The following is a 10,796-nucleotide window of genomic DNA, read 5'->3' as shown; positions in this document are numbered from 1 at the left end:
CTCAATTTTGTACAAAAGTTCAATTAAAGAACTGCTGTTGAACTTTGCAGCTTAGCCTTACTATCAGTTAACTAATTTATAACGTCCATATCATATCGTGCAAAGACATTTTAAAATTTCACGATTCGACTTATCATGTTCGCTTCAATATTTTTTGTCACTAAACAATATACTGAAATCGCTCCCCAAATTCCTCCCCCAGAATTTTTATAGCATTCAATTAATGATCTTAAGCCTGATTCTGATAAAACCTTGAATTTCGTCTCAAGGGAATACTTCTTCGCTGAAATACTTTCAACAACTTCCAAAAGATTTAAATTATTCTTATAGAAAACCTCATCTGACTTAAGCTGATCAAATTTCGCTGCAAATTGTTTCGATATATCACTTCCCACATCAATATTAATTTCGATTGGCCAAAATTCAGGACTAAGATTAAAAACAAGACCAATTACTTTTTCATTTGCTTGCCTGATGTGTGATGCACCAATTGCTTCCCATGATTCTTCTATCGATAACTTGTAATTAATTTCATATTCTTCTTCAACAAACTCTGGGTTAGGTGCTTTAAAATCAATTTTAATCAATGGGTATATAAAAATTCCAAAACCCTGGGAATGATTTTCTGCTCTAATATCTTTATCTTCCAAGCTATCAAAGGTCGCTTTAGTTACGAAATGAATAAACTCCATAGTTTTGGTTTTCTAATCGTTTTTGAGATTCCTAAAAATTGAGTTTATACTCGCAATTTTAAAAAATGAAAGTATAATTAATTTTAGAATCTCATTAATTTATTTTAATTCATCCATCCCCACAGCAAAACCCTCAACAAAATAGATACGAACACCTTCTATAAGGTATACAAAACATTTTGCAGGCTTTCCATCGAATAGTGAATCTTTTATTTCTACAGGACTACCTAATGCGGATAATAAAAAAGATTCATCTAATATTTTTTCTTTAATGAATGTCTGTATATTCGCTTTAACTCCCCAATGATGACCATACTTGTGTGTTCCGAAATAGTAATTATAACTGCTATTATCTTCATCTATACTTTTTACAAATTCTTTGATTTTTTCTGAGGAGTAAGGTTTTTTATTAACAGCTAAGATGAAAAGCGCCTCCATTGTAAAAGATTTAAAAACTATATGTATTCGTCCAAATCTGTGGAAGCTGTCCATGTTCTCGCCTTCGGCTCAAAATGAAATCCTACTTTTTCAATTGTATTATCTGTAGGTAATATATTTGAACACTTTAATCCATTTGGTAAATAACAAGTAAACCAAGGAGTACTTGTTTTAGTTTGTCCAAAACAGCTAATAGCAAAAAATGTATATGTAATTATTGAAAATGTTTTTATCATAATAACGAATTTTTACCTGATGAAAAATCACTATGTGAATTTATCAATATTTTCAGACTTTGAAACAGCCTTAGCTTTTCCTGGGATAATAGTCAAAGCAATCAATTATATTAAATCTATTTTTAAATAATTAACTTCATCTCCAAATATTCTTACTGCAAATTCTTTCTTGGGTTCAGGTAAATCCAAACTGTCAATTATATTTAGTAAAGGTTCTATCAAATTGGAATTATTAATATAAAATTCCTCGTTTAAATAATTGATTAGATCCTGCCCATTATAATAATAAGCAACTTTAATGACTTGATAAACAATATTAGAATCCTCATCGGTGGAGAAGCCAGAAACTATTGCATTCACCCAAGCAATAATATCGCCTGTATTAAGAATAGAGTTCATACAAAAAGAAATAAAGGTCTCAAGCTTTTTTGTTGGATCTTTTGATGCTAACACCCCGTTTTTTCTCCAAGCATTTTCGTACAACATATCATAATCTAATGCTTCTTGAATTTTATCTATTTCTAATGATTTTTGCGCTGCAAAAGAATTTCTTTTTTGCTCAGTTGGATAACCACTTAACAGCAGTGATTTTAAACAGAAATATTTTAAAAACCATTCATTTTTTTCTATTTCCGTTTGACTTTGCTCAGTTAAGAAATCATCTATAGACTCAACAGCTTTTTCAAATTTCCCATCATACATAAGGGCATCACCTAAATGAGCTTTCACATATTTATTATCTGAATTTAATTCTATCGATTTTGAATAACATTTTATCGCAAGAGAATATTTTTGTAGTGAAAAGAAAATGCCTCCTAACTCGAAATAATAATAGTTTTGCAGTAAATAAGAAGGATTGAATCTTTTAGCTTTTAAATAGTAGAATAAAGCTTCAGAGTGTTTGCCTTGTGATTTATAATGATTTCCTAAATTATACGCTGCTGCGGATAAAGATAAATCCTCCCCTCTCAGCATTGAATATTGAAACTGTTTATGAAGAAAGTCCTCAAAAACTTTTCTTCGTACTGCATCTCCATTAGTTGCAGACATCTGTACTACCAATGAAATAATTTGAATCATATTATCCGAGTTCTCATCAAACATATTATCTAATTTATTAAGAACTTCTTGATAGAAATTTCCAGAAAGTAGATAAGGAAGAAAATGAATCAGGTAATCATTGTTGTCTTTAATTGTTTGCAATAAATTATTTTCAAAAAAAATTTCGTTGCCCAAATTCTCATTTTCACACGTATAAAGAAGTATGGAAATACTACTCAATATAACTTCATTAAAAAAATTGAAACTTTCATTAGTAAGACTTTTAGATTCATATGAAGAGGAAGAAAAATTCTTATCTGTTAATGTGTAATAAATTATGTCCTCTTTCACTTTTATCTGAAGTAAAGATTGATCTTCTTTTCTTACGAGTTTAAAGTATTTGGGGTTTTTATAAATTATTTTATTTATATACTCAATAGTTACTGCTGGTATTTTGTAATTACCATTATGTCTTAAGACTACAGTATTAATTGGAAAAGTAATATTGCTATTGGATACAGTTCTATATCTCTGCAAATAGCTTATGATTTTTTGCTCAAAATCGTTTTCCAAAACTTGACTATCATCGAAACCTACCTTTATTTTATTTAGAGTTTTTTTCTGGTTGGTATAATCAATTGCCCATCTGAAATATAATTTATCTTGAAATTTAGAATATCGAACAATCATTACAGGTATGGAGTAACTATGATATTGATAAACTTTTTCAGGCTTGAACAGCATATTTTCGATGATCTTGAGACTTTGGCTTTCTGTTGCTTTTAACTGAACCCAAAATATCAACCCGGATGCGTTACCAAGTTCATCAAAAATTTCTACTTCACAATCGACTCCATAATCTTTATCTTTATCTCTATAAACCCAATGCTTTGGAAGCGAATTATAAAATGCTAATCGCGACTCATCTTCTATTATATGATTTTTAGTTCTCTGAGGCATTTTTACAAAATTTAATTTTGATTTAATTTTTACAACCCACCAAAAGATTGTCACTGCAAATATCTATCAAAAGTGATTTTTAAATATTTCGAATGTAATTAATTTAGCGTTTGTAACTACTTTTTTTCTTTTTCAAACTTACAAATTAAAATAAAGGAACATTTAACAAACTACCGACTATAAAGATGTGAGCTGATACATTTCGCCTAACAATGCAAATTCATAAAATTCTTTTAATTTAAATTAATCTATATCGCTTTCTAGCTGAGTTGCCGTTTGTCTCGTAGAATATAACTGTCGAAAATCATCATTTTAAATTCTGTGGTGTTGTAAAAGTATTCCAAATTGTAAGCAATTTTCAGTATACCTGCTTATTCTACTGTCTGAACAATAAAGCATATGCACAGAATTTGGATAAGACATAGTCTGATTTGTAGGATAAACATTGAAAGGTGTCGGTTGCATTTCACCGGTATAAAAAGCTAATTCTCGCCTGAAACCTAGTAATTCTCTTATGATACTTTTTTTTATGGAAGTATTTTTACATTCGACGGCTAGTATTACGTCTGTATGTTGAGGATATCCTATTAGATTTGGTCGAAGTAAAGCAATGTCAAGTTCGTGATAATCTCCGTTTGTTTTTCTAATTGGAGCACCACGCATTTGAAAGCTAATAGTTGCAAAGTATGTATCCATAAACAATTCACCTAAAAGCACTCCACCATTCCTTACTTCAAAATATGGGTAAGCACGATTAATTTGTCCGCCCTTTTGACGAAGTGTTAATACACTACCGCCGATAAGAGTGATTTGAAGCCCTTCTTGAGATACTAAATTTTCAATTATAGTTGCGAGAACATGAGCTTCATAAAGTTTGCCTTGTAAACTTCTTGTAGGCAAAAGATTTACTGTCCGTGCAGGTGAAATACCTGCATTCGCTTGAAGAATTTTTGTAATCTGTCCTTTTATTCTAGCTACGTCTGCTACTGTCATAGTTAATTTTCTTTGCGAATTTCTTGTAAAATTTCTCGGAAGGTGGAAATAATTTTTTCGTAGTTTGGTAATTCACTCAAGCTATAATAGACTTGTTCCCCAGAATTTAAAAGTTCAACATTAATTGTTTTAATTTTTTCTTTACCATTTGTGAATTCATTCAAACGATTTATCAATCCTTGAAAATTTTTATTTGATAAATTCTCTAAAATTTCAATGCTTTCAGTTAGATAAAAATCTAAAAGATGACGGGATTGCCCTTCAAATTTTTCTTCTTCATATTCTTCTTCAAGTCTCGTATTAACTTGTGTCACGACGTCGCTAAAACCATTATTGTTTAGCTCCTTAATTAGAAAGGCTCGAATGTCGTTTGCTTGTTCGGGTGTTATCATCGTTTAAATTTTTAGATTTTCATTTTATATCTAAAAGTTATGTCTTTGTTGAACTTGCCGCTAATTTACTTGCGCTAGGAGACGACTTGGATCTATAAGCTAAGAGGAGAGTTTCAGAAGTAAAAACCTTGGTTAGTTAAGCCACTAGCAATGGTAGTTTAGCGTATGTTTGCGGTTGTGCTCTATTTCTTCCAATCAAAATTTAAAGCTCCACAATTACACCTTATTTTTTCATTGACCAGATCAAAATTTTTCATCGATACAAATGAATTGCAGCCGTCTTGAGAGCAATATAAAGTTTGAACAAAATATTCTACATCATCGTAAAAAACTTTTAAGTCATTAATATCCTCTGTAAAATCATTATCATGTGAAGTTTTGTTTCCAATAAGCATTGGCGAGGCCATTATGCGATCGACAATGTTTTTTGGTTTTAAGTCTCGAGGAGATTGTTTGTTTGTTTTTCCCTGTATTCCAGATAACAGTTCGTTCATCATTCTTTCTTCATTTCGATCATTGAAGCGAAATGCCAAGTTGGCCTCAATATTAAAAGCAATTGCTTTTGCTTGGCGTTCCCCATATTTTCGAATATCGTTTCCTAAACCATCAATTTTTCGAGATTTGAATTTTTCTTCAATCCTATTTTTAAGATTAATTATCGTTTCTTCAAAATATGTACCTTCCTCTGCGGTCCAAAAAAGAGATTTGATTAACCAGTTTTTTTTCTTTGCTTCACTTGCAGCGATCTCAAAAAAATCTTTTTCGTGGGTTAATAAAATAATTTGATATTCGCTAAAATTATTCAAAAGCAATCTGATGAATCTTGTACGATGTGCTCGATCAAAACTTGAAATCACATCGTCGAGCAGAAAGAATTTATTTTCTTTATTAAAAGCTTTAATCGATGCAAGAAAAAACGCCAAACCGAGACAATTCAAATGACTTTCGCTAAGTAGTGCTACTGGTGGACTCTGTTTCGTTGAATAAAAATAATACTCAATCGTGATTCCTGATAAATCGTCAAACTTATCTTTTAGCGGGACAAGTTGGATGTTATCAACATATTCATCAGGGTTCATTTCTACATAATAGCGATTTATATCCGCTGAAAAATTCGTTAAAAATCCCTGCAAAGCTTCTTCCTGTTTTTTTACAAATTCAGAGTATAAAGCATTTAGTGTATTTTGTTGCTTGATTAATACTTCTTCTTCTTTCTCAACTTTTTTGTATGCCAAATAGGCATCGTAGGCGCGTGTTAGATTTGTATGGATTTGCAGTTTATTATTTCCTTTAATTACTTCAGACAAAAGCTCTGCTTGTGATTTCGCATTTTTACTCGCCGTTTTAATAATCTCCAGATCAATAATCAAGGCATGATAATCTTCAAGCGTTTGATTTGATAGTAGATTTTTAGCTAAGTCCTTTCCAATATCGGCGACTTTATCTTTGACTAGATTTATATTGTTTTATAATCGATATTTTTATCTAGGGTAAAATTCTTTTCCCTTAATAATGCCAATAACGAAGAATAAACGTTTCGCAAGTTTGTTTTTAGCCTTTCAGAATCTTGACTCAATTTGTCGTACTCAGATTTAGTTTCTTGTAACAGTTCAATCCTTTCATTCAAACTTTTTAAAAGTTCTACTTTATCTAAACTTTGTTCGCACAATGGACAGGCATCTTCTTTATAAATTTCGCTTTCGATGACTTTAACACCTTCTTGAAGTAATGCTAAAAGCTGAAGATTACTGACTTTCGATGAATCTTTTCCTAATGTACAATATGCATCGTAATATGCTTTATAGTCTTTTTGTAAAGATTCTAATTCAATTAATGTTGTATTGAGATTGTCAGAGATTTTATTGTAAAATGCAATTTCTTCGACTGTTTTTGTTTCTTCATTAGTTTCGATAGACTTCAAGGCTATCTTAACATTATTAAATGTTTTGATATCTGCTGTTATTCCAAGTGAAGAAACTAATTCTGATGCTTTTGCAAAGAATTGTTGAGAAGACGTGATGTTTTGGCTGATGCTTTCAAGTAGAATAGCTTGCTGTGAAGACTTTTTGTCGCGGTAAGAATTTCCTTTAATTTGTCTGGCGATTCTACCTGTCATCAATTTTAGTAAAGCTCGCATTTCTTGTACATCACTAAATCCAATTATTTCTTGAAGCGATTTTAGCTTATCTGCTTTTGTTGCGATAATAAATTTCACCAAGTCTTTATATCGAAGAATCAAGTTTTCTGAGGTAGATTTTTCAAAGTACTGGGAAAAATCTGTTGAGCTATTTGAGTTTACTACTTTTAATGAGCTGTCAATTGATTTCTTATTATCCAAAACGGATTTCGAATATCCAATTTTAATATTTGCCTCTTGATCGGGTTTAAGAAATATATTCCTAAGAGCATTTTTGCCATCTCTTCCGACTTCTTCATTAGATAAATGCCCGACCCCATCTTTGTAGTGCCACTCGACGGAATCGGTTACAGAACTTTTACCAGTTCCATTATCACCGTATATCAGCATTGATTTACCGTCTAACATAAGATTGAGCGTTTTTTTAACACCGCGTAATCCTGTTATTGAAATGGTTTTGATTTTATTCATTTTCAGATTGAGTTTTCTTTAGTTCTTCAAGTAATAAATTATCCAGGGCATTTTGCAAGTTCTTTTCGGTAAGCTTATTCTGTTCGTGCAAAGACGAAATAACTTCTGCTGTTTTCTTATCAACATTCGGAATGTCGTCCATCTGTGAAATGAAATTTTTAACAACTTCTTTTCCGCTATTAAGTTCTTTTTCCATATGGTTTCTTTAGTTTCAAATATGTCCAGTCAATTAAAAATTGACTTTGTGGCTTTTTTTTGGTTTGATTGTCGTGTCTTATCTTAATAAATGGCCGCTTATATTTTGGTGATCATTCACGAATACATAGAATTCAAAGATAATTATTCCAATCATTAACAAATTGCGTGATACCGTAAATTGTAAAAAAAATTTAAATAATTTTATCCCAATTTATATTTATAGCAGTAATCAAAATGCTTCCTTTTATAGAATGACGATTTAGCTATTTCTTTATTTTTAAGGAAGAATAAAAATAAAGAAAATTGAAAATTAAAAACTCAGTGTTTTTACCTAATTTTAGATAGTCATGTTGCACCTTTCTAAAAACAAAAAATACCAACTCTCGTCGGTATTTTATTCATTTATTAGTTGGAAAAATTGTTCTAAAGTTATTTTTCTCGCTTTGCAAATTTTGTAAAGTGTCTCAACAGGAATTCTATAAGTATTATCACTTTTAATTTTTCGTATAGTACTTTCTTCCACATCGTGATTTTTAGCGAACGAGTTTTGTGACTTATTTTCTTTAAGCCATGGCAGTAACCAATTCTTGGTTATAAAAGAGCAAATTTTCTCGTTTATGTCAATCATATGACAAAAGAAATATTTTGTTAATGAAATTTTACGGTCGTTCGACCGTAATTAAACTTTTTTTATTACATTTGTGGTATAAGTTACAAGGTTGTAACTTTGCGATAGTTCAAAGAAATAAAGAAGCTATTGCTTAGATTCTCGATTGGAAAACTGGCACTTTTCAAAAAGCAACGAGTTGATAAGTAAATGTGCCCACGACTTCGGCGTGGGCTCTCTTATCGTTGCTCGGTATGCCAGTACCTCCAATCGGTAAGTTGAGTTCCACGCTTTTTCTTTTTTGCTAAACTAAAAGAATGAGGGTTAAGATGTAATTAGAATTCTTCTTTAGATATAAGCAGTTCCTTCCAGCAATAATTTAGCTAGATACGCTGCTTATGAAAAGAACAAACACTTTGCCTCGAAAGTTAACCGATTTTCAGCTGTATAAAATGTTGAAAGAAGGAAATCCCATTGCTCTCGAACATCTTCATTTACGCCACAAGAGACTTCTTTTCTGGCTTGGATGGCAGGTTTTGAAGGATGATTTTGTAGTGGACACTATTGTTCAGGATACCTTTCTCAAATTGTGGCTGCACCGCGAGACCATTGAGACACCTGATCATATTACAGGCTTTTTACGGTTTGTAATGAAAAGGGATTGTATAGCATATGTCAGTGCTCCCCGGAATAAATTCAGCCGCTTAATGGCTTCTCTTGATAGTTTCGAGAATTATCAGGATTATTTTGCAGGTTATGATCCTCTGAAAGATAAAGAGTATCTACATAGTCAGGAATCCGACCAGAAAAGATTTGATGAAATCACAAAGGTTTTACCCGTACTGAACCCCAAAAGGAAACACTTGATAGAACTCTGCCTTGAATATGGCTTTCAATATAAACCCATTGCAGTAGCTATGGGAAGCAGCGTGACAGGCATCAGCACAGAGGTGAGCAAAGCAATAGAGGAGCTTCGGAAAATTCTTAAAGTCACTTCTTTTGAGCAGCCAGAGGAAAAACCTGCACTTAAAAAAGAGCAGTCAGAACAACTCAGCAGTCAGCAGCTCGAGATTATCAAAAGACGATTTGAACAGAAATCTTCTTTTGCAGTGATTGCACAAGAACTCCAACTACCGGAAAAAGAAGTTCATCGGGAATTTCTGTACGCCTATCAGCATCTGCAAAATCAAAACACTTCTGAAATACCACTTTGATATGGAAAAATCCACGATAACCCTGACCCGGAAAATTCAACTGTTAATTGATGTTCCATCCGATGATAAAAGCCAGATGTGGGAAAAACTCTACCGGTATCAGAACCGTTGCTTCCGGGCGGCTAATCTGATTGTTTCCCATCTGTATGTACAGGAAATGATCAAGGATTTCTTTTACCTGACAGAAGAAATCCAATATAAGTTAGCTGATGAAAAAAAAAACGAAATGGGAATCTTCGACCGTTCGAAAACAAATACCACGGCACGCTTAGTCTTTGACAGATTCAAGGGAGAAATCCCCACCGACATTCTGGGATGCCTGAACAATACAATCCAGTCCACCTTTTCTAAAAATAAAGCTGACTACTGGCAGGGATCACAATCACTGAGAAACTTTAAAAAAGACATTCCAATTCCGCTTCCTGTCAAGTGCATCAGCAAAATGAAATATAATTCTGAGAAGAAAGCATTCACTTTCAATATGTTTGCCATTCCGATTAAAACGTATTTAGGAAGAGATTTCAGTGATAAACATATGATACTGGAACGCCTTTTAAGAGAAGAGATCAAGCTGTGCAACTCACAGGTACAACTGAAAGACGGTAAAATCTTTTGGCTGGCCGTCTTCGAATTTGAAAAGGAAGACCACGGTTTAAAACCCGAAATTATTGCTGAAGCTACCTTATCATTAGAACATCCAATTGTGGTAAAAGCCAACAATGTGCGAATGAATATTGGCTCGAAAGAGGAATTCCTCTACCGCAGGTTGGCGATCCAGGCCAGTAATAAAAGGATTCGAGCCGGAGTCGCTTACTCTCGTTCAGGACACGGAACCAAACGGAAACAGAAGGCACTGCACAAAACAGAGAATCTCGAAAATCGTTTTGTCAGTCATCATCTTCATATGTATAGCCGTATGCTCATTGATTTCTGCATCCGGCAACAGGCGGGCACACTGATTCTAAAAGATCAGGAAGACAAAATTGGGATTGCAAAAGAACAGGAGTTTGTACTTCGCAATTGGAGCTACTATGAATTGCAGACCAAAATAAAATACAAAGCAGAAAAGGCCGGTATCGAATTGATCATCGGATAGCTAAAAAATTGAGGGTGCTTGTAAACCCGTAGGGTGAGGTTTTGAACACTCACTAAATGCTGGAAACTAACTACTTTTTCTGGTGTATACAACGGCGTGGGTTTCTTTTTTCACCAAAACTTTAGCACTGAAATGTTGAACATCTAATGTCTGTTCTTCAAAAACCTGTAAGTTTGTGAGTCTTACTCGCTCTCTTGCGAGCTTATTATTTTTTCCCATTTGCTGTAACAGTTGTTTGAACTTCAGAAGGTTTACATAGTTAATAATACGAATGATTGCTATTTCATACGAAAACATCTATTTTGATTGAAATAACGAACA

General features: G+C 32.8%; 12 protein-coding genes. 2 read left to right on the top strand and 10 right to left on the bottom strand.

Going from position 1 to position 10,796, the window contains the following annotated elements:
* Positions 1-110: 110 nt before the first annotated feature.
* The 9 genes from OMO38_RS05250 to OMO38_RS05210 form a co-directional block, all read right to left on the bottom strand.
* Positions 111-692: a hypothetical protein gene (locus OMO38_RS05250; RefSeq protein ID WP_264749167.1), complete on the bottom strand. Its 582-nt coding sequence runs from the start codon at positions 690-692 to the stop codon at positions 111-113.
* Between the two features lie 99 nt (positions 693-791).
* Complete coding sequence (locus OMO38_RS05245; RefSeq protein WP_264749166.1) at positions 792-1,130, bottom strand: hypothetical protein; 339 nt, start codon at positions 1,128-1,130, stop codon at positions 792-794.
* Positions 1,131-1,471: 341 nt separating this feature from the next.
* Positions 1,472-3,367 carry a DUF4365 domain-containing protein gene (locus OMO38_RS05240; RefSeq protein ID WP_264749165.1) on the bottom strand — a complete coding sequence of 632 codons (1,896 nt, stop codon included), beginning with the start codon at positions 3,365-3,367 and terminating at the stop codon, positions 1,472-1,474.
* A gap of 312 nt (positions 3,368-3,679) precedes the next feature.
* Positions 3,680-4,360: a hypothetical protein gene (locus OMO38_RS05235; RefSeq protein ID WP_264749164.1), complete on the bottom strand. Its 681-nt coding sequence runs from the start codon at positions 4,358-4,360 to the stop codon at positions 3,680-3,682.
* A gap of 2 nt (positions 4,361-4,362) precedes the next feature.
* Positions 4,363-4,752 carry a hypothetical protein gene (locus tag OMO38_RS05230; RefSeq protein ID WP_264749163.1) on the bottom strand — a complete coding sequence of 130 codons (390 nt, stop codon included), beginning with the start codon at positions 4,750-4,752 and terminating at the stop codon, positions 4,363-4,365.
* 182 nt (positions 4,753-4,934) lie between these two features.
* Positions 4,935-6,122 carry a hypothetical protein gene (locus OMO38_RS05225; protein WP_264749162.1) on the bottom strand — a complete coding sequence of 396 codons (1,188 nt, stop codon included), beginning with the start codon at positions 6,120-6,122 and terminating at the stop codon, positions 4,935-4,937.
* Positions 6,123-6,208: 86 nt separating this feature from the next.
* Positions 6,209-7,360, bottom strand: a complete 1,152-nt coding sequence (locus tag OMO38_RS05220; protein ID WP_264749161.1) for a hypothetical protein — start codon at positions 7,358-7,360, stop codon at positions 6,209-6,211.
* Positions 7,353-7,556, bottom strand: a complete 204-nt coding sequence (locus OMO38_RS05215; RefSeq protein ID WP_264749160.1) for a hypothetical protein — start codon at positions 7,554-7,556, stop codon at positions 7,353-7,355. Before OMO38_RS05215 ends, OMO38_RS05220 begins: the two co-directional genes overlap by 8 nt.
* A 396-nt stretch (positions 7,557-7,952) precedes the next feature.
* On the bottom strand, positions 7,953-8,186 hold the full coding sequence (locus OMO38_RS05210; protein ID WP_191180916.1) for a helix-turn-helix domain-containing protein: 234 nt from the start codon (positions 8,184-8,186) through the stop codon (positions 7,953-7,955).
* Positions 8,187-8,563: 377 nt separating this feature from the next.
* On the opposite strand from OMO38_RS05210, the gene OMO38_RS05205 reads away from it, so the two are divergent.
* Entirely contained in the window at positions 8,564-9,379 is an 816-nt protein-coding gene (locus tag OMO38_RS05205) for an RNA polymerase sigma factor (RefSeq protein ID WP_264749159.1), read from the top strand.
* Between the two features lies 1 nt (position 9,380).
* Entirely contained in the window at positions 9,381-10,475 is a 1,095-nt protein-coding gene (locus OMO38_RS05200; protein ID WP_264749158.1) for a hypothetical protein, read from the top strand.
* A gap of 66 nt (positions 10,476-10,541) precedes the next feature.
* Here OMO38_RS05200 and OMO38_RS05195 read toward each other — a convergent pair whose 3' ends face one another.
* A complete protein-coding gene (locus OMO38_RS05195) occupies positions 10,542-10,694 on the bottom strand; it encodes a hypothetical protein (protein ID WP_264749157.1) in 153 nt (50 codons plus the stop codon).
* Between the last annotated feature and the right edge of the window lie 102 nt (positions 10,695-10,796).

This window comes from Chryseobacterium kimseyorum, from assembly GCF_025971945.1.
GTDB lineage: Bacteria > Bacteroidota > Bacteroidia > Flavobacteriales > Weeksellaceae > Chryseobacterium > Chryseobacterium kimseyorum.
Note: the sequence above shows the minus strand (reverse complement) of the source record. Positions and strands in the feature narration are given on the sequence as shown.

Bases quoted from the DNA above. Each gene is read 5' to 3' on its own strand.
- OMO38_RS05205 (WP_264749159.1), top strand. From the start codon at position 8,564: ATGAAAAGAACAAACACTTTGCCTCGAAAGTTAACCGATTTTCAGCTG.
- OMO38_RS05240 (WP_264749165.1), bottom strand. From the start codon at position 3,367: ATGCCTCAGAGAACTAAAAATCATATAATAGAAGATGAGTCGCGATTA.
- OMO38_RS05210 (WP_191180916.1), bottom strand. From the start codon at position 8,186: ATGATTGACATAAACGAGAAAATTTGCTCTTTTATAACCAAGAATTGG.
- OMO38_RS05195 (WP_264749157.1), bottom strand. From the start codon at position 10,694: ATGGGAAAAAATAATAAGCTCGCAAGAGAGCGAGTAAGACTCACAAAC.
- OMO38_RS05230 (WP_264749163.1), bottom strand. From the start codon at position 4,752: ATGATAACACCCGAACAAGCAAACGACATTCGAGCCTTTCTAATTAAG.
- OMO38_RS05215 (WP_264749160.1), bottom strand. From the start codon at position 7,556: ATGGAAAAAGAACTTAATAGCGGAAAAGAAGTTGTTAAAAATTTCATT.
- OMO38_RS05235 (WP_264749164.1), bottom strand. From the start codon at position 4,360: ATGACAGTAGCAGACGTAGCTAGAATAAAAGGACAGATTACAAAAATT.
- OMO38_RS05245 (WP_264749166.1), bottom strand. From the start codon at position 1,130: ATGGAGGCGCTTTTCATCTTAGCTGTTAATAAAAAACCTTACTCCTCA.
- OMO38_RS05200 (WP_264749158.1), top strand. From the start codon at position 9,381: ATGGAAAAATCCACGATAACCCTGACCCGGAAAATTCAACTGTTAATT.
- OMO38_RS05250 (WP_264749167.1), bottom strand. From the start codon at position 692: ATGGAGTTTATTCATTTCGTAACTAAAGCGACCTTTGATAGCTTGGAA.
- OMO38_RS05220 (WP_264749161.1), bottom strand. From the start codon at position 7,360: ATGAATAAAATCAAAACCATTTCAATAACAGGATTACGCGGTGTTAAA.